18 protein-coding genes and 1 tRNA gene are annotated in these 18478 nt (G+C 37.6%); 9 read left to right on the forward strand and 10 right to left on the reverse strand.

Annotated elements, in window-relative coordinates:
* Window positions 1–116 precede the first annotated feature (116 nt).
* A tRNA-Ser gene (locus Q0V26_RS05405) sits at window positions 117–207 on the reverse strand.
* Window positions 208–411: 204 nt separating this feature from the next.
* On the opposite strand from Q0V26_RS05405, the gene Q0V26_RS05410 reads away from it, so the two are divergent.
* From Q0V26_RS05410 to Q0V26_RS05420, 3 genes are all read left to right on the forward strand, one after another.
* Window positions 412–1119, forward strand: a complete 708-nt coding sequence (locus tag Q0V26_RS05410; protein ID WP_297478901.1) for an SDR family oxidoreductase — start codon at window positions 412–414, stop codon at window positions 1117–1119.
* Between the two features lie 167 nt (window positions 1120–1286).
* Window positions 1287–2171 carry a DMT family transporter gene (locus Q0V26_RS05415; RefSeq protein WP_297478904.1) on the forward strand — a complete coding sequence of 295 codons (885 nt, stop codon included), beginning with the start codon at window positions 1287–1289 and terminating at the stop codon, window positions 2169–2171.
* Window positions 2172–2282: 111 nt separating this feature from the next.
* On the forward strand, window positions 2283–2537 hold the full coding sequence (locus Q0V26_RS05420) for a hypothetical protein (RefSeq protein WP_297478908.1): 255 nt from the start codon (window positions 2283–2285) through the stop codon (window positions 2535–2537).
* Between the two features lie 65 nt (window positions 2538–2602).
* Here Q0V26_RS05420 and Q0V26_RS05425 read toward each other — a convergent pair whose 3' ends face one another.
* The 5 genes from Q0V26_RS05425 to Q0V26_RS05445 all read right to left on the reverse strand — a co-directional run bounded on the left by Q0V26_RS05425 (window position 2603) and on the right by Q0V26_RS05445 (window position 8491).
* Window positions 2603–3646 (reverse strand): histone deacetylase family protein, encoded by a 1044-nt coding sequence (locus Q0V26_RS05425; RefSeq protein WP_297478911.1) that lies wholly within the window; start codon window positions 3644–3646, stop codon window positions 2603–2605.
* Window positions 3646–4677, reverse strand: a complete 1032-nt coding sequence (locus Q0V26_RS05430) for a spermidine/putrescine ABC transporter substrate-binding protein (protein ID WP_297478914.1) — start codon at window positions 4675–4677, stop codon at window positions 3646–3648. The genes Q0V26_RS05425 and Q0V26_RS05430 overlap by 1 nt, the downstream gene beginning before the upstream one ends.
* A 214-nt stretch (window positions 4678–4891) precedes the next feature.
* Window positions 4892–6817: a monovalent cation:proton antiporter-2 (CPA2) family protein gene (locus Q0V26_RS05435; protein ID WP_297478916.1), complete on the reverse strand. Its 1926-nt coding sequence runs from the start codon at window positions 6815–6817 to the stop codon at window positions 4892–4894.
* Window positions 6818–6819: 2 nt separating this feature from the next.
* Complete coding sequence (locus tag Q0V26_RS05440; RefSeq protein WP_297478920.1) at window positions 6820–7437, reverse strand: NAD(P)H-dependent oxidoreductase; 618 nt, start codon at window positions 7435–7437, stop codon at window positions 6820–6822.
* 106 nt (window positions 7438–7543) lie between these two features.
* On the reverse strand, window positions 7544–8491 hold the full coding sequence (locus Q0V26_RS05445) for an AraC family transcriptional regulator (protein ID WP_297478923.1): 948 nt from the start codon (window positions 8489–8491) through the stop codon (window positions 7544–7546).
* Window positions 8492–8701: 210 nt separating this feature from the next.
* Here Q0V26_RS05445 and Q0V26_RS05450 point away from each other — a divergent pair, with 210 nt between their 5' ends.
* Window positions 8702–9853 carry an iron-containing alcohol dehydrogenase gene (locus tag Q0V26_RS05450; RefSeq protein ID WP_297478925.1) on the forward strand — a complete coding sequence of 384 codons (1152 nt, stop codon included), beginning with the start codon at window positions 8702–8704 and terminating at the stop codon, window positions 9851–9853.
* A gap of 97 nt (window positions 9854–9950) precedes the next feature.
* On the opposite strand, the gene Q0V26_RS05455 is transcribed toward Q0V26_RS05450, so the two are convergent.
* The 3 genes from Q0V26_RS05455 to lptA all read right to left on the reverse strand — a co-directional run bounded on the left by Q0V26_RS05455 (window position 9951) and on the right by lptA (window position 12303).
* Window positions 9951–10628, reverse strand: coding sequence for a Crp/Fnr family transcriptional regulator (locus tag Q0V26_RS05455; RefSeq protein ID WP_297478928.1), 678 nt, complete (start codon window positions 10626–10628; stop codon window positions 9951–9953).
* A gap of 707 nt (window positions 10629–11335) precedes the next feature.
* Entirely contained in the window at window positions 11336–11803 is a 468-nt protein-coding gene (locus tag Q0V26_RS05460) for a GNAT family N-acetyltransferase (protein WP_297478930.1), read from the reverse strand.
* A gap of 11 nt (window positions 11804–11814) precedes the next feature.
* Window positions 11815–12303, reverse strand: coding sequence for a lipopolysaccharide transport periplasmic protein LptA (lptA, locus tag Q0V26_RS05465; RefSeq protein WP_297478933.1), 489 nt, complete (start codon window positions 12301–12303; stop codon window positions 11815–11817).
* A gap of 288 nt (window positions 12304–12591) precedes the next feature.
* Between lptA and Q0V26_RS05470 the strand changes: the two genes are divergently transcribed.
* From Q0V26_RS05470 to Q0V26_RS05490, 5 genes are all read left to right on the forward strand, one after another.
* Complete coding sequence (locus Q0V26_RS05470) at window positions 12592–13641, forward strand: HlyD family secretion protein (protein WP_297478936.1); 1050 nt, start codon at window positions 12592–12594, stop codon at window positions 13639–13641.
* A gap of 12 nt (window positions 13642–13653) precedes the next feature.
* Window positions 13654–14640, forward strand: a complete 987-nt coding sequence (locus tag Q0V26_RS05475; protein ID WP_297478938.1) for a DUF2955 domain-containing protein — start codon at window positions 13654–13656, stop codon at window positions 14638–14640.
* Entirely contained in the window at window positions 14640–15104 is a 465-nt protein-coding gene (locus Q0V26_RS05480; RefSeq protein WP_297478942.1) for a MarR family transcriptional regulator, read from the forward strand. Before Q0V26_RS05475 ends, Q0V26_RS05480 begins: the two co-directional genes overlap by 1 nt.
* Window positions 15105–15285: 181 nt before the next feature.
* Window positions 15286–15948: a DUF1007 family protein gene (locus Q0V26_RS05485; protein ID WP_297478944.1), complete on the forward strand. Its 663-nt coding sequence runs from the start codon at window positions 15286–15288 to the stop codon at window positions 15946–15948.
* 21 nt (window positions 15949–15969) lie between these two features.
* The gene (locus Q0V26_RS05490) at window positions 15970–16983 is read left to right on the forward strand and encodes a nickel/cobalt transporter (RefSeq protein ID WP_297478947.1); all 1014 of its coding nucleotides are present in this window, start codon (window positions 15970–15972) and stop codon (window positions 16981–16983) included.
* Between the two features lie 139 nt (window positions 16984–17122).
* Here the strand turns inward: Q0V26_RS05490 and Q0V26_RS05495 are convergent, their stop codons facing one another.
* Window positions 17123–18427, reverse strand: a complete 1305-nt coding sequence (locus tag Q0V26_RS05495; protein WP_297478949.1) for a hypothetical protein — start codon at window positions 18425–18427, stop codon at window positions 17123–17125.
* Window positions 18428–18478 lie beyond the last annotated feature (51 nt).

Raw genomic sequence — 18478 nt, forward strand, 5'->3', positions numbered from 1 at the left:
GAGCTGATTTAGGCATTAGAGGATTTGAACCCGCTTTTATTGCGCCAATTAAATATATTGCTACTTTTACTTAGACGAAAAAAAGCCAACATTTAAATGTTGGCTTTTTAAGAATTTGGCGGAGAGATAGGGATTTGAACCCTAGATACGCTATAAACGTATGCTGGTTTTCAAGACCAGTGCTTTCAACCGCTCAGCCATCTCTCCATGCGGCGTATATTATAGTGGTCAGTATTATCTGTAAAGGCTTTATTCTCTAAAGGAATTTAAGCGAGCGTTTATTACACTGATAATTGAATTTTAGCTGTTTTATCACACCATGACTATTTCAAAATGTTCGCTATAATTTAATTTAGCAGCCATTGTTACAATATTGATAAATAATAATATTACGATTTCAAGGAAGATCTGATGAATGTATTAGTTCTTGGTGGCACAGGTGGTATAGGGTTAGCGATCGTTCAACAATTGTTACTCATTAAGCCACATGCAAACATCCACGCGACATTTTTTCGCCACCAGCCTCAATATCAACATTCGCAGCTACATTGGCACTATTGCGATATTACACTAGAGAATCATATTGCAGCACTTGCAAAACAACTACCTCAACTTGATATCGTGATCAATGCTGTCGGTATGCTCCACACCACTGAACATCAACCTGAAAAATCTATTCAACAATTTGATGTGAATTTTTTCCAAACCAACATTCAAACGAATACACTACCCAGCTTATTAATTGCTAAACATTTCATGGCGGCATTAAAAACATCGTCACGCAGTTATTTTGTGACTATTTCAGCCAAAGTTGGCAGTATTGAAGATAATAAATTAGGTGGCTGGATCAGTTATCGTAGCTCAAAAGCCGCACTTAATATGTCCATTAAAACTATTAGTATTGAATGGCGAAGCAAACTCCCCCATTGTTGTGTTATTACTTTTCACCCCGGCACAACCGCAAGCCCACTATCTAAACCATTTCAACGTAATGTTGCGCCTCACAAATTATTTACCCCCTCTTATACCGCACAATGCTTATTAAATTTATTAGCGACATTAACACCACAAGATACCGGACAATTTCTAAGTTATGATGGTAAGATTATCTCTTGGTGACAACTGAAAAACATAAGTTATAAGCACAGGATAGACCAATACCACACATTTTATATCATTATACATAATGTTAAAATCATCATAATATACAGGCTTATTAATACTGTTGTTTGCGCTTCTTAACCTCAATCAGCACCACATTCACCTTGTTTATTGCGGCAGGTATAATGAAAAAACGTTCTGCTGGCTTTGCTATGACCATTTTAATTATTGGTAATTTAGTCGCTGTACTTTCTGATTCATTAATTGAAACCATGGGTAAAGACGCAGCTGTGTTTCAGTTTGTATTTTTTCGCCAATTATCAGCGGTAGTGATTCTGCTTCCTTTTTGTTTACGCGCAACCAAACAAAGTTTTTTAGTCGGCTTAAAATGGCATTGTATACGCGCACATGTGTGGTTATTAGGGGCAATATTTATGGTTATTTCATTAAATACGCTACCGTTAGCCACAGCCAATGCTATTTTCTATGCCGCGCCCTTGATCATGCTTCCGTTAGCCGTCATGGTTTACGGTGAAAAACTCAGTCGTTATTCTATTGCTGCGGGGATCATCGGTTTTGCTGGCGTGTTAGTTATTGTACGCCCAACAGACATTAGCTGGGCAGCATTAGCCGCGCTCGTGGTTGCATTCACGATTGCTGTAAATAACCTTTTTATTCGTAAACTCCCCACCCAACAAAGCGTTGCCCAAACATTATTACTCACAAACTTAATCGGTATGCCAGCATCTCTCGCATTAGCATTGTGGGAAAATAAACCATGGGATTGGTCACCTTTGATTACCGCCTCTGGTTCTAGTGCATTAATTTTAGTGTATGCCGCCACATGCGTAGTGGCCTACCGAGCAGCGGAAAGTAATAAAATCGCCAGTGCTGAATACAGTGGTTTAATTGGTGCTGTGATCGTGGGTTATTTATTGTTTAACGAAGTGCCTGATATAACAACCTTAGTCGGCACGCTAATGATCATTGTGCCACTATTATGGCTAGCAAAAGTTGAAAGAAAGCAGCATAAAAAAGATTCAATTCAAGCGATTGCTGTTAACGAATAATACAATCTTTCATTGCAGAACTTTCTGCATACAGAGGCTAAGACTCGGAATATGCTATTTTCAGCCACAAGTTATATGTGACTTTAACGTTACTTACATAGGATATCTGTAATGAGAAAAGCGCTTAAAATTAATAATATTTATATCAATATGGAAACAATTGTAGCCTTTGATTTGAATTATAAAATAGATGGTCATCGTGCTCTTTATCTATTAACAAATAGCACTGAATTACCTTTTTTAGAAATTGAAGAAAACGATATAGCAACCGATGATGGTACTGACTATCAAGCTCAGAAAGTCATATCAAGTGAATATAACCGGATTAAGCGTGAGTTATGCGTTTATATGGGGGTTGTTTTATAAATAAAAAAGCGATAGCCATTCGACTATCGCTTTTTCATCTTGCATAATTTTAGATTACGATAAACTTAAACGAGTGCTTTATTAAATCCATCAAGGACGGCGACGGTGTTATGACCTAAATCATCTACCGCATACCCACCTTCAAAAACAAATAGTGTTGGTATATTTAATAAGCCAATCATCCAGCCAATATTTTGGTAATCATTACGCATCAATTTAAAGTAACTAATCGGATCATCAGCAAAAGTATCCATACCCAATGAAATCACTAATGCCTCAGGCTTATATTCTGCAATACGAGCCAATGCTTGTGCTAATACGGGCTCATACACCGACCAATCAGTTGTATGCAGTGGCAATGGAAAATTAAGATTAAATCCTACCCCTTCACCTTCACCCTCTTCATCAGTAAAACCTAGATAATGCGGATAATCGTAATCAGGATCGCCATGAATAGAAGCAAATAAAACGTCACTACGATGATAGAAAATACTTTGCGTACCATTACCGTGGTGGTAATCAATATCTAATACAGCAACTCGCTTAGCACCTTGACGAACAAAGCTTTCAGCTGCAATTGCTGCATTATTGGCATAACAATAACCACCCATTAAATCAGACGCCGCATGGTGACCAGGAGGACGACATAATGCAAATGCGGCATGTTCGCCTTGTTTAATTAAATCTACCCCAGTTAAAGCACATTCTGTCGCCGCAACAATCGCTTTCCAAGATCCAGCAGTAATAGCAGCGGTCATATCAAAGCTGTAATACCCTAACCGACCTTCGATATCTTTTGGAATACGGTTACGTAAATGACGTGCAGGTGCAAAACAGTATGGCGACGCATCATGTACATCACCAAACGCTTCTACCCACTGATCCCAGCAACTCGCAAGAAAATCAACGTAATCATCAGTATGAACCCAACGCAGCGGCGCATCACCATAACTATTGGGCTCAACCATCGTAAAACCACCGTGGTTATTTAACGCATTCAACACCATGTCAGCACGTTCGGGTTTTTCAAAACACGGCGTCGCTTCACCATTTAAGAATTCAAAACGTACATGGTGCAAACGTTGTTTTTCAGTGTAGATAACTTTCATTATTTCTTTAACTCCATCCAGTAACGCTGATAGAGTGCTGTCGCATCACCAACATCCGCTAGAAATTGACCTTTTTGCTTAATCGCTTTCGGTGGAAAGATAATCTCACTTTGACGAATAGTATCAGGAAGATTATTTAATGCTTCTAAATTAGGCGCAGCATAGCCAATTTCTGTGATAATTTTAGCTTGGTTCTCAGGCTTTAATAAGAAATTAATAAATTGGTAGGCCGCATCTTTATGCTGACTGGCAGCGGGAATAACCATGTTATCCATCCAGAAAATAGTACCTTCTTGAGGATAAGCAAATTTAAGTGCTGGATTTTCATTTTTAGCACGAACTGCAGTGCCGTTCCATTGCATTCCAACAGAAACTTCACCTGCAATATAAGGAATGTGTGGCGCATCTGAATTAAACACCGCAACATTTGGCATCAATGTTTTCAATGTTTCATAAGCTTGTTTGATTTCAGCTTCATTACGGCTATTAACACTATGACCATTCATAATCAGCGCCATGCCAAATACATCACGAGGATCATCAGTTAATAACACGTTACCTTTAAATTCAGGCTTCCACAGATCTTTCCAGTGTGTGATCTGGTGGCTATCAATACGATCACTATCATAACCTAATGCGGTACTCCCCCAAACATAAGGCAATGAATACTGGTTATTGGGATCAAAAGGTTGATTTAAAATTGTGCTATCTAGTTTAGAAAATGCGGAGATCTTGCTATGGTCTAATTTCGCTAATAAGCCTTCATCAGCCATTTTAGACACGTAATAAGTAGATGGGAAAACTAAATCATACCCTTTACCGTCGATCATTTTGATCTTGGTATACATCGTTTCATTACTTTCAAACGTTGAATAGTTAACCTTGATATCGGTTTCTTTCGTAAATTGTGTCAGTAATTCTGTAGGTAGATATTCTGACCAATTATAAATATTTAATGTTGTATCAGCGAGAGCAGGTTGAGCGGCGAAAGAACTAAGTAGAAGCGATGCAAGTAGATTCTTTTTAAACATTTCACCTATTACCAATATTCAAATAAAGCTCGAAATAAGCTTTCCTAATTGACAATAACATAAATAAATTTAAGCAGTTATTTAGAAATTGCATGTAAATGCTACATAGATATGATTTCGGTAATATAAAAAAAGACGCTAATGATTAAACAGTTAGCGTCTTATTAACTCAATTGAAGTTGTTATTTTAGATCAAGAATCACGCTCATCACTGTTAGTTATTCTTATCTGCCTGCATTTGTTCTGCTTCTTCGATAAAGTTTTTAGGTGGCGGCGCCCAGCCACGTTCTGGTCTATTACGCTCTTGTTTCATCACTTCACCTAACGTTTGTTCTAGTTGTCTGAACAATTCAACATAAGAGGTATTAAAGCGATCTTCTTCAGTATTATTACTCCATGTTTGATACAGCAGCTCTTTACTCTTTATTTCCGTTTCAACAAACATTTCTTTTTGCTGTTCGGCTCTAAACGGATGGACACCGAGTTCTTTCAAAGCTTGTGCACCCATCGCTAACGCTGAACGGTAGGTCTCACTGATCGTATAATCAGCACCTGCGTAGCGTAATGAATAGTGATGCCCTCGATCATAAGCGCGCGCTAATACACGAACATGCGGATAATTCTGCTTGATATAATGCACGAGTTCTGTCGCACGCTCTTGATCGTCAATGGCCACCACAAACACTTTGGCATCTTCAATACCAGCGGTATGCAATAAATCATGACGAGTAGCATCACCAAAAAAACTCTTAATGCCAATTTTACGCATCATATCAATTTGAGTCACAGAATGATCGAGTACTACAGTTTGCATGCCATTTGAGGTCAATAAACGATTCACAACCTGACCAAAACGACCGATACCTGCGATGATGACTTTCCCTTGTTCATCAATCTCATCAGCCTCATGTTCATTTTGAGCCGCACTAAACCGCGGCAAAATCACCTTATCATATAATATAAATAACCCAGGAGTTAAGAACATCGACAAAGCCACAACTAATGATAACGTTTGACCTAATTCTGTAGGCAATACATTGTTTTGGACAGTATAGTTCAATAATACAAATCCAAATTCACCCGCCTGTGCCAAACTAAGCGCAAATAGCCATCTATCACTGCCTTTCACTTTAAAAACAAACGCTAATATTAGTAATACCAATGCTTTAATTAGCATCACACCAAGAGTTAAGCCAATAATGGTACCAAACTGCTCAAACAAAATACCAAAGTTAATACCTGCACCAACAGTAATAAAGAATAACCCCAGCAATAAGCCTTTAAATGGTTCAATATTTGATTCAAGCTCGTGACGGAATTCACTGTTTGCCAGTACTACACCCGCCAGAAACGTTCCCAATGCAGGTGATAAGCCAACTAAACTCATTAGCACAGCAATACCAATTACCAGCATTAATGCTGTTGCTGTGAAAATTTCACGTAAGCCAGAACTTGTAACAAAACGGAACAGTGGTCGACTAAGATAATGCCCACCAACAACAACTCCCGCAATGGCGAAAATCACCACAATAGCGTATCCCCACCCAGGTAACCCTACGACTAAACTCAGTTCATCATGATGCTCGGCAGCAGTAGCTACGGTTGATTGTGCTTTCTCGACTAATTCAGGTAATGCTAATAATGGAATTAATGCCAGCATCGGAATAACGGCGATATCTTGAAACAGTAACACCGAAAATGCACTTTTACCGCCTTCCGTTTTACTTAGCCCTTTTTCATTAAAGGTTTGCAGTACAATCGCAGTTGATGACAATGAAAAGATCAAACCAATGGCTAAGGCATAAGTCCAACCTAGCCCTAATGCCATAGCAACTCCCATAACAACAGCAGCGGTTACTACAACTTGCAAGCCACCTAAACCCAATAAGCGATGACGCATACTCCATAACATTTTAGGTTCTAATTCTAAGCCGACAACAAATAACATCATCACTACCCCAAACTCAGCAAAGTGCTGAATTGTGGTAGTTTCGCTGCCAACTAATCCAATAACGGGGCCAATAACGACACCGGCAATTAAATAACCCAATACTGAGCCAAGTCCGAAGCGTTTCGCGATAGGTACAGCAATAATAGCTGCCATTAAATAGATAAATGCTTGTAAAAATATTCCAGTCATAGCTACTCCGTGATCACAATATCAAGACTCTGATTTAATTCTGATAATTTACTCGCAACGTCATAATCGAACTTATTCTCTGCTATTGCGACTAACACGCGACGCCAATTTTGTAGGTGTTTGATAGTACGTTGCTCTTCCGTAGCAGTACCCGCACCAAATAAAGCAAACGGAGCTAAAAACGCCATTCCCGTCAATTCTGTCATTAGCTCTAGCGGCTGTAATACCTGACGAATACCAGAATGGTTAAAACCATCTTTACAATAACTAGCTTCAGAACCACCAACAGTAAGTGCGCATAGCAATTTTTTACCCTCTAACGCCTTACCTTTACTACCGAAAGCAAAGCCATATTCCAACACCAGATCTTGCCATTCTTTCAGTAACGATGGCGTTGAATACCAATAAAGTGGAAACATAAACACAATCACATCATGATCACGTAACCGTTGCTGTTCTTTATCGATATCAATACGAAAATTGGGGTACTCTGCATATAAATCCACAGTCGTAACGTGGTCAAAACCTTTAGACGCATTAAATAACGGAACATTGATTTCAGAACGGTGTTGTAACGGATGAGCAAATAAAATCAACACTTTTTTTTGAGAAGCAGACATTGTTTTCCTTATTATTGTTATCTTATCTTTGATAGATACTACGCTAATAAAACAATATATTATAAAAAACATAATAATTGCACATCAACGATGCTATTTAGATATATTATTGAATCAATCCAGCATTTTCATGAATTTTACTTGGCGGTAAACCAAAATAGCGTTTAAATTCACGGCTAAACTGCGCAGGACTTTCATAGCCCACCAGTCCCGCTGCAATATTAGCAGCCATACCTTGTTGTAAGATTAACGTCTTGGCATTATTTAACCGTATTTTCTTAATGTATTGCAGTGGTGGATCGGTCACGACCTGTTTAAACACTTTATGAAAAACAGACACACTCATTCCAGCCATTGCCGCTAACTCATGCACTTGTAATTTTGTATCATAATGTAGTTGTACATAATCAATAACTGATGAAATTTTAGCTAACGCACTATCTTGTTCACAATATTGCGCTAATAAATACCCTTGATCGCCTTGCAGTAAATAATAAAACAACTGCCGAATCAGTGATGGGCCAACAACCATCGCATCAAGAGGATCGTGCAATACTTCTAATAATTGTTCGACACTGCGATACATGCGTTCTGTCATCTTTGCGGTCGCCACTCCACAACTGCCTTCATAATTAAATTGATATTGCTGCTCAGATTCAATCATGGTGACTAACTGGCGAATAACAGTTAGATCAAAATCGATATTAATTCCAATCAATGGCTGTTGTTGTGAGGCAAAGGTTTCACAAACAATGGGATAAGGTGTCGTAACTAATAAGCATCGTTGTGGATCGTAATTAAATTGGTGTTGATTTAAATGACCCGTTTTGTGGCCTTGAATAATAATAACAACACCTTGCTCATACATTTGTGGGCTATGTTTATGATAACTATCAATTCTAAATAACCGTATTCCAGCAAGATTGGTGTCCACACGACCAGATTGATGCGCTAAACCATAATACTCACATAACGAATAGGCCAAGGTAATTATGGATGTTGGTATGGTGATCGGTTGAGATGCAGTTATCTTTGCAATGCTTCCACTTTTCATGGTTATCTACTCACAAAATCATTTCAGTCACCTTAACAGACATCCACTATTAATAGCAGCAACAAAAGAGGAATAGGCAAGTATTAAAGAGAATTATGTATTAAGTAAATACGTATTATCCCCTAGACTGGAAACATCTAAGGTACTCAGTATCTGATAACTAAAATCATTATAATAATCAGCTCAGTTTGCTGTTCTAAGGAAAATAAAATGGATAAGTTTACCTATCAAAGCCCTACAAAAATTCATTTTGGTGAAGGTCAAATTACTGAAATTGCCAATGACATTCCGAAAGATAAGAAAATCTTAGTTATCTACGGTGGCGGCTCAATTAAAAGTAACGGCGTCTATGAACAAGTTGCCGCAGCACTAACAGGCTTTAATTGGAGTGAGTTTTCAGGCATCGAGCCAAATCCACAATATGGCACCCTAATGCAAGCCGTTGCTAAAGTGAAAGCAGAAGACTATGACTTCTTATTAGCCGTTGGTGGTGGTTCAGTGGTTGATGGCACTAAATTCATTGCCGCAGCAGCATGTTATGAAGGCGCAGATCCATGGGAGATTTTGCATGATCAAGCACCAATAACAGCTGCGTTACCTATCGGTTGTGTATTAACATTACCAGCAACAGGCTCTGAAACTAACGGCGGTGCTGTGGTTTCTCGTGGTCACGATAAGCTATTCTTTGGCTCAGCATTAGTGAAGCCTACGTTTGCTATCTTAGATCCACAAACCACATTAAGCCTATCACCTCGCCAAGTGTCTAATGGTGTTGTAGATGCTTTTGTTCACACCATGGAACAATACTTAACTTTCCCTGTGAATGCTAAAGTTCAAGATCGTTTTGCTGAAGGTCTATTGTTAACGCTTATCGAAGAAGGCCCGAAAGCACTAGCAACTCCAGATAATATCGCGGTTCGTGCCAATATCATGTGGTCTGCAACTCAAGCGTTGAATGGCTTAATTGGTGTGGGTGTTCCACAAGATTGGGCTACACATATGATTGGCCATGAACTTACTGGTAACTACAGTATCGATCATGCCCGTACATTAAGCATCGTGCTACCTGCGGTAATGCAAGTTTGTCGTAAAGAGAAACAAGCAAAATTAGTTCAATATGCAGAACGCGTATTTGGTATTACTACCGGCACAACTGACGAGCGTATTGATGCAGCAATTGCACGCACTATTGCTTTCTTTAAAGAAATGGACGTTCCAACCTCACTGGCTGATGTTGAACTAGGCACTGCTGATATTGATGTATTAGTTGCTAGCCTTGAAAAACATGGCAGAACAGCACTAGGTGAAAAAGGAAAACTAACGATTGCAGACAGCCGCAAGATTTTAGAAACCGCGCTGTAGTCATTACCCAATATTATTACCATAAATAAAAAGGCTAGGTATTTTATATCTAGCCTTTTTATTGGGAACTTCAATATTATGTACCTTTTATTAACGGTTAGTGATCGAAGATATCAGCGGTTAAATTTACTGACAGACAAAGCGCTGCAATATCTTTAATTTGTAAACTATTGCCATATTCAATTAATTGCCCTTCATCTTTTAAACGTTTAATCGTTCTTGATAATGTCTCAGGGGTCATACCTAATTGCGTAGCTAATAATTTTTTTGTTATCGATAAGCTGATTTTATTATCTTTGGTTGATTGCTTTTTATATATCTCAGCCAGTTTCATCACAAACCGTTGATTCGCATTTACTTGCGTTAAAATATTAATGTCATTGACTAAACTATGAATTTTATTGCTCATATACTCCATAACGCTGACAGCAAGCTCTGGTGTTTGAGAGACTATTTTTTTTATATCAGTATGTTTATATACCGCTAAAACAGAATCTTGTTCTACCCTTGCCGTCATTGGATATTGACGAGGTGACATAAACATAGCCATTTCAGCAATCACATCACCAGCAAGAAAAACATTGAATACCTTCTCTTCGCCACTAGGCATTAATCGATAAAGTGTCACTTTTCCTTTTTCAATTACGTACATACAATTAGCTTCTTTACCTCGATGAAACAGTATCGTACCTGCCTGATAAGATCTTTTCTCTTGCAGTAATGCCAATGTGGATAATTGTGTTTTACTCATTAAAGAGATAATGGAAAAGTTCATCTTACCGCCCTCTACTTGATAATTATCAAGATGTATTTTAAATGCATCATTGTATGATAATGATTATCATTTTAGATTCAACCTTAGAAAGGAACTTTTTATGGACAACATTAGTGTAACTTTCCGCTGGATAAGTTTTATCTCAATACTTCTACTTTTTGTTCCTATTCTTTTTCATTAGGATGCTTAAAATTGTTTAACATGGACGGCCATATTTTAATTTGGACAGCCAAATATTTAACACTTAAATAGAGTCACCAAAAATCAATCCATGCCACTTGCAATAAACACCCAAATCTAAAATTTACAGCTTATTGTTTATAATTCATCACTAAATCTGTTCTGTTCCCATATTTCAGGATCGATAACGCCTACAATCCTGACGGTTATTGCAGTATTTTCTTCTGATTATAAAAAGTATTTAACTGGGATGTAGCTGATGACTCGCCGACTTTCCTTTGCACCAATGTCCACCAGCATGTTGTTTCAATGTACACATTCGGGACCATTTACCGCTTACATTGGCATAATGTTCCATAAATTGTTCACTGTGCTCAAGCCAAGCATCCGGTGTTCTATCGCCCTCGCGGGCATTCATTATAGGAAATAACGGAGAGGTAATTTAAATATTACCACTAAAATAAAACCCCTATCATTTAATAAACAATAGGGGTTTTATTTATGAGTTTATTTACAACCACGACAAATTAAGCCGTGGTTTTAAAACATTGACGGGTGACATCGCCCCAGTATCCATCATGGTAAATATCTTCAACGAATACTTCATTGGTGTAACTGCCAATCGCACGTCGCCAAAATGCAACCGCGTGATCTGCGCCCTCAATCTGCTTGCTTTGCCATAAACCCGGCATCATATCAAATAGCGTATGAGCAAAACGTTGACCAGCTTTGTTCTTACGAAACACGGGCACAACGTAGAAATCACACACTTCATAATGATCAACACTCTCGTTAGCAATAGCGGCTAATCCTGCGGGTTTACCATCAATATACAATAAATAACCAGTGACATTACCCTCAATCGGAGTGTCTAAAGCAAACTTACCTTCATCATCTGGCAATTTTTTTGTTAACGGTGAAAATTCAGCTTCATAAGCTTGGGTTAAATTTAAATAAATCGCTAGATTGCTCGCATTAACTTTTACTAGTTCCACGAAAATTCCTTTTACTTCGTTTCTGGTAATAATTTGGTTTTAACTTGCTGAGACTTAGTGCCTGTCGCCTTCATAAACTGTGTTTTAAGGTTATAACTAACCGTATTGGCACGGATAGTATTACCACCTTGAGTTACTTTTACGTTTTTCTTTAATACCATCATGCTATCTGAAGGGGTATAGATACCATAACTAGATTCGCCATTAATGACTTTGCCATCTTCCATAACACGTTTGAAGTAAGCTGGCTTGCCATACACTTCAATCGTTTTTAATTCTTTAGTTTTAGCATTGAGTTTAATCACCGCTTTATCTGCTTTAATGGTGATACCACCCTGAACGATATCCACTTTACCCGTTAACGTTGTCGTATTATTTACAACATCAACATCTTGAGTAACAGATGATAATTGGATAGGTAGTGCTGTTTCTGCCGTAGCTGCCAAGACAGAGGTACTCAAAAGTAAGAGTAAAGTCGCAGTAAATAGCTTTTTCTTCATTATTTATTATTCTCATCATGTAATGCTAATTTTGCCACGATAATACCAAGGAATTAAAGACGCTATTGCTTCTCTTCATTACGCACTTAAAATATATCGCTCTTCTTAATATTCTAACTGATTTTTACAGTTTTATCTTAAAGCTATTTGTTTGTTTCACTTCATGCCTTATCGCTAAATATATATACAATATAATCAATGCCTTATAAAAAACACCACTTTATTGTTGCACATACAACAAAGAACGATTAAATTACATTAATTATTGTTGTATAGGTTACAAAAAAAATGAAAGAAAAATTTTATCAATACCTTATTTATAGCGTACTCACTATCATTGCGTGTTTTTCCCTCTTTTTATTGATTAGTGATAACATTGCGCCCTTTACCACTCAATCAACTTTATACCGTGCTGTTGCCAATATTTCACCGCAAGTTTCTGGTGTGATCACCAATGTGGCGGTTAAAAATGGCCAAACAATCGATAAAGGAAAGCTACTGTTTAGCATTGATCCTGCTCCCTATGCACTTAAAGTGCGTCAGGCTCAAGCCGATTTAGCCCAAGCAGATCAAAACTATTCAGCACAAACACAGCAATTAGTCACTGCAAATCAGCTGTTAAAGCAACGTCAATTAGAATCACATAATGCAGCTATTTCACTGACTAGATTTCAGCAGTTAATTAATAAAGGCTTGGTGACTCGTCAACAATTTGATGACGCACAAACACAAGCAGCGGTTGCAAGTAGTGCTTATCAAGGTGCTAAAGCAGATGTACTACGCATAAAAGCCCTGCTTAATGGCAAATCTAACAATGCTGCTGTTGAGTTAGCTCAGGCTAAGCTAGATCAAGCTCAATTAGATTTAGCACATACCCATGTAATCGCCCAAACCACAGGCACAATCACCAACCTACAACTACAGGTGGGAAGCTATATTACTCAAGGTACGCCTGCTCTGTTTATCGTTAATGAAAACAATGTCTGGTTAAGCGCCGATTTTAATGAAAAAGGAATGACCCAATTACAACCTCAGCATATGGTTTATATTGCGTTTGACGCCATTCCAGGCAAAGTATTCAAAGGTGAGATAAGCAGTCAAGATCGGGCTGAATTTGATGCTGAAAACCCCAATAACCAACTATCAACAGTAGCAAATGATAAAAATTGGATCCGTGAATTACAAAAAATTCGCACTCGTATTACGGTTAATGATCTTGATCCTGCTTTAATTTCAGGTGCCCGTGCCAGTGTTATTGTTCAAAGCAGTAACCCAATTATCAATACAATAGCGCAAATATGGATCAAGCTAGTCGCTATTTTTCACTATATTTATTAGTGAGTAAGGCATATGACATTAAATAAAAGTGATACCAATAATGCGCTACGAATTGCGTTAACCATCACCTTTTGTATGCTAATAGGTAAATTAGCCAATTTTAATTCGCCAGTTTATTTTGCACTTTATCCAACACTGTTAATGACCAAAGGGCGTCAATTTTCATGGGTTGGTATTGGCCGAATGTTCTTACCTACGTTTATCGCCGCTAGCACAGCGTTAATTGTTAGTAACTTATTTTATAACCATCCTTTTATTATTTGGACGATCAGCTTATTTTTCTTTGATTTTATGCGGCGTCGAGCCAATACGTCGGCGAAATTAAATCAATTATTAATGCCAACGTTTAATTGGATTTTAATCATTATTTTTGCTCAACATACTGATATGAATATGGCAATGAGGATCCATGAAATATTATTAGCAATGATCATTACCGCTGTAATAGCAAAAATAATGATAGGGCTATTTCCTATCACGGCCCAACAACCACCATTAACTCCTATGCCCATATTTAATGTCAGTTATCGACACCGATTTATCACATTAACTTTACTGGGGATCAGCGTCGCGTTTCTTATGATCGTTGACTTAATTTCAGCCACATTTTGCCTAGTACCCGTTATTGCCGCGGTTACACAGTTAAACCGAACTAACTATGTAAAAACGGTAAAATTACGTTTTATCACGCAAATTGGAGGTTGTGTGATTGCTCTGATTTTTTCAGTTTTAATGATGGGACATCAAACCATTATTCCTTACTACGCTTTTATTCTTGGGGGGGTGATATTTGTTCTAGCATTGATGATGACTACAACTAACGGTATTGCGCGTGACATTCATGCTGATACCATTTTAGCGACAGTATTACCGATCCAACTCTATTTAGGAAATAATAGCTTTAATTTGAACAATACCTTTCTACGTGGGTGGGAACTGGCGGTAACTTTAGGTATATTGTTTTTAATCCATTTCTTAAGTTCGACCAAGAGATCCTAATGCATTCTGTTATTACTAATATACCTGAATTGGATAGTAGCCTAAGTTTTACCATTGGAATTACTTACAAACAATTTAGAACCATTGCTAATCAATCACTAAATTCAAAATTTGATATCACTTTAGAAATGCTAGGTGCATTACGAGTATTAGATCATTTAGGTGAAATTCCTCAGCAAACCGTTGCAGAAGCATTACAACGAGAGCGTTCAGTAACAAAACGTTTAATCGATAATTGTATTAAACGTGAATTAGTTGAAGCGAAGAAAAGTGTCGATAATAAAAAAGCGCGGTACTTAGTGCTTACTCCTAAGGGATTAACGGTCAAGCAGCAAGCTGATATTGTCATTAAAGCCATTACACTTGATTTTTATGCTCCTCTTAACGCACAAGAATGTGAACAGTTATTATCCCTTTGCCGTCGACTAGTAAAACCTGATTTCATTTTAGGCAGTGACAATTAATCTAACTAATAAAGCAATGAGCTGTTAGTACTCTTAATAGTTAACAGCTCAATACTCTTCAGATGATGCCCATATCTTCATCTAGATTCATTAATAGCTCTATGTTATAACATAACAAGAATATTGCTATTTACCCTGAATCATTGTCACTCATCAAATGATGAATATGGAGCCAACTTAGATGCGTTTGAATGCCTTGCCCTGTTTTATATTATCTATCGCTGCGTTATTACCCATAACCAGTCAAGCGCATCCGCACTCTTGGATTAATATGAAAACCTACATCGAGGGAAATAGCACTCAAATTACAGGGTTTAAAATGGTATGGACATTTGATGCCATGACCACCGCTTATATGATTGATGGTGAAGATATGTCGACTGAACATAAGCAGCAAACATTAAAAAATATAGCGCAATCTGTAATGGAAAACATGAAAAATTCGCATTATTTTACCTATTTTTATGATAATGAAACCCCGATTAAATACCATATTCCTGCCGGCGGTGAATTAATTAAGCCTCGCGCTAAAGCCACACTGACTTTTGAATTACCACTAGCAAAACCTAAAACTATCACTAAAGATTCATTAAAATTATTAATCTTTGAACCAAGCTATTATGTTGATATGTCATGGGGTAATAAAAGTGACATTATCCTTTCTCCAGAACTAGCAAAAACATGTCGCTTTACATTAGTAGAGCCAAACCCAACACCTGAGCAGGTTACTTTTGCTATGTCGATTCCTGCCGATGCAGATCCTGATAATCAATTAGGGCAAGTGTTTACGCAAGCAGTAAAATTACACTGCGATATCAACACTACCGCGCCTTCCATCAAATAGTTTTAATTTAGGATCTATCCAATGAAATCTGACTATCATTCCCCTGTAGAGGCTGATAATAATCCTCCACTATCGTCTTGTGCTCATCATCAACATTCCCATGAACACGCTGAAACTCACCCTGCACCTGCCTCATGGTTAGTCCGTATAAGTGTGTTACTGCTGTTTGTGGGTAGTGGCTATATGTTATGGCAGCAATGGCCAACACTACTGATGGAAAGTATTAAATGGCAACGTGATATTAATGGCCAGTTAAGTGATTTACTTTACGATGCTCAACAAAATATAACCGCCGCTTACTCATTAGCGGGCTTGAGCTTTCTTTATGGTATTTTTCATTCATTAGGCCCAGGCCATGGCAAAATGATTGTTACTACTTATCTCGCTACTAACCCTGCAAAAATCAAGGCCAGTTTAATAATGACAGTGGTATCAGCATTTGTACAAGCGCTGGTTGCCATTACGTTAGTGAGTATTTTATTGGTGTTTTTCAAAGCATCAATGCGACAAGTAAATGATGCCGCAGATCAATTTATTAGCTATAGTTTTATGGCGATGTTATTGCTTGGGGCTATTGTTATTTACCGCAGCCTAAAACAAGCATGGCAACTCAGAATGGCACATCAGCACCACGACCATGGTAGTGAATGTAGCTGTGGCCATAAACACTTTGCAAATGCTGATGAAATCAATAACGCGACCAGTTTACGAGAATATATTGTCATCATCTTCAGTATTGGTATTCGTCCCTGTACCGGTGCCATTTTAGTGTTGTTATTCGCTAATATGGTTGACCTGTATTGGCTTGGCGTTATAAGTGCAATACTAATGGCAGTGGGGACAGCACTGACCACATCAGCCATTGCATTATTGACCTTATCAGGTAAGAAAATCGTCAGCCGCTATTTAGCCACCAACGAACGTCAACGCACAATGACCAGTATTATTATCAAACTGATCGGTGGAATATTACTTGTATTATTAGGCTTATTGCTACTTAACGGCCACAGCTATGGTATGTCGCCCGTCTTATAATCAAAAGATAACCAACAAGAACGACGAGGTTGATCTAGAAAATAAAAAGGTTGGGTAGTGATCACTTTCAATAAGAAAGAAATAACAACACACTCAACCTTTTTTATTGGCTCACATCAGATGATTTAATCACTCAATATCAATCAACACTAATACCTTGGCGTCGATATTCACGTAAAATCTGCTGCTCTGCCACGGTCGATAAAATAAACATCATCACATACCCAAAACCCAGCGCCACAATAATCGCCACCACGTTAGCAGTAAATAACGCTAACAGATAATAACTTACCACCAAAGTAACGATGCCACTTAATCGAATCATTAAACTCAATGTAAATTTACCATGAGCTTTGATATACGCTAACTGGTAAGCATTAAGCATCATGAAAATAAAGAAAATAGAGAAATGAAATAATACAATCTCTGCGCCTTTATATTGTGTAGGGAAAATAAACCCAACAATATCTTTACCACCAATAAGCATAACCAAGAAAAAGCTCACACTCACAATGACAGCTAATCGGTATACCCAACGACGAATAGTACGTATTTGAGCATGCTCACCTTTACGTACACTTTGTGATAATTCAGGTAATACAAATCGATAGATAGGAAATACGAATAACATTGTCATATAAGTAAATATCGGTCTAACAACCACTTGAAAATCACCTAACTCATCTAAACTAAAATGGGTGATCGTTAGTAGAACCGCCGCATAAATCATTAAAATACTGGCTCCGGCTTCTAAAGATGCCGTGAAACTTTTGCGGACATAATTACGCATATTCGGATCAAGCTGCACCGTCGTTAACGGTTTTGTCGCTATCTGTTTTCTACGTTTCCAATACATGAAATGAGCAACAATCAATGAAGAAACCATTACACTATAAAAAAGAGAAGCTAACGCAGTAAAGTGTAAAATATAGTAACACCCCACAAAGGTAATAACATTTGATGTCGGTTCAATCCATGTCACTTTATTTGAAACATCGTATAAACGGTACATAGCGATTAAATTGGTAAAGTATATTTTCAACCCCATACCAAAAATAACGCCAACCATTTCAAAATAGCCAACATTTATATGTAATTCATGTTTTATATAGGGTAAAACTAAACCCCATGTAATAAGTACAACGATAATCAAACTGAAGCGGAATATATTGATAATATCATGATCATTGTGTGTCTGACTGTAAGTAACAACCATTGATGATCGAAAGCCCGTCATTAAAATTAATGATAATGACACAATATCAATAACACTATTAAATAGTGCTAAATCGTCTTTTGCTACCCACTGTGCCAACCAAACTTTAAACAAAAAACCAATCGAAATACTGGCTAATGTTGCCCAAATACCCGCAACAAATGCTTTTTTTAATCGTGTCAATGTATCAACATCATCAACTAAAGGAATGGCCTGCGGCTCTTTCATACGTAATAACTGTAGAGAAACATATTAATATAATACTGGATTTTTCAAATG

Source organism: uncultured Photobacterium sp. (assembly GCF_947039875.1).
GTDB lineage: Bacteria > Pseudomonadota > Gammaproteobacteria > Enterobacterales > Vibrionaceae > Photobacterium.

Excerpts from the sequence above, each read along its gene's own strand:
- Q0V26_RS05470 (WP_297478936.1), top strand. The coding sequence starts at position 12,592 with ATGAAAGAAAAATTTTATCAATACCTTATTTATAGCGTACTCACTATC.
- Q0V26_RS05445 (WP_297478923.1), bottom strand. The coding sequence starts at position 8,491 with ATGAAAAGTGGAAGCATTGCAAAGATAACTGCATCTCAACCGATCACC.
- Q0V26_RS05410 (WP_297478901.1), top strand. The coding sequence starts at position 412 with ATGAATGTATTAGTTCTTGGTGGCACAGGTGGTATAGGGTTAGCGATC.
- lptA (WP_297478933.1), bottom strand. The coding sequence starts at position 12,303 with ATGAAGAAAAAGCTATTTACTGCGACTTTACTCTTACTTTTGAGTACC.
- Q0V26_RS05425 (WP_297478911.1), bottom strand. The coding sequence starts at position 3,646 with ATGAAAGTTATCTACACTGAAAAACAACGTTTGCACCATGTACGTTTT.
- Q0V26_RS05495 (WP_297478949.1), bottom strand. The coding sequence starts at position 18,427 with ATGAAAGAGCCGCAGGCCATTCCTTTAGTTGATGATGTTGATACATTG.
- Q0V26_RS05455 (WP_297478928.1), bottom strand. The coding sequence starts at position 10,628 with ATGAACTTTTCCATTATCTCTTTAATGAGTAAAACACAATTATCCACA.
- Q0V26_RS05485 (WP_297478944.1), top strand. The coding sequence starts at position 15,286 with ATGCGTTTGAATGCCTTGCCCTGTTTTATATTATCTATCGCTGCGTTA.
- Q0V26_RS05475 (WP_297478938.1), top strand. The coding sequence starts at position 13,654 with ATGACATTAAATAAAAGTGATACCAATAATGCGCTACGAATTGCGTTA.
- Q0V26_RS05490 (WP_297478947.1), top strand. The coding sequence starts at position 15,970 with ATGAAATCTGACTATCATTCCCCTGTAGAGGCTGATAATAATCCTCCA.
- Q0V26_RS05450 (WP_297478925.1), top strand. The coding sequence starts at position 8,702 with ATGGATAAGTTTACCTATCAAAGCCCTACAAAAATTCATTTTGGTGAA.
- Q0V26_RS05415 (WP_297478904.1), top strand. The coding sequence starts at position 1,287 with ATGAAAAAACGTTCTGCTGGCTTTGCTATGACCATTTTAATTATTGGT.
- Q0V26_RS05440 (WP_297478920.1), bottom strand. The coding sequence starts at position 7,437 with ATGTCTGCTTCTCAAAAAAAAGTGTTGATTTTATTTGCTCATCCGTTA.
- Q0V26_RS05430 (WP_297478914.1), bottom strand. The coding sequence starts at position 4,677 with ATGTTTAAAAAGAATCTACTTGCATCGCTTCTACTTAGTTCTTTCGCC.
- Q0V26_RS05435 (WP_297478916.1), bottom strand. The coding sequence starts at position 6,817 with ATGACTGGAATATTTTTACAAGCATTTATCTATTTAATGGCAGCTATT.
- Q0V26_RS05420 (WP_297478908.1), top strand. The coding sequence starts at position 2,283 with ATGAGAAAAGCGCTTAAAATTAATAATATTTATATCAATATGGAAACA.
- Q0V26_RS05480 (WP_297478942.1), top strand. The coding sequence starts at position 14,640 with ATGCATTCTGTTATTACTAATATACCTGAATTGGATAGTAGCCTAAGT.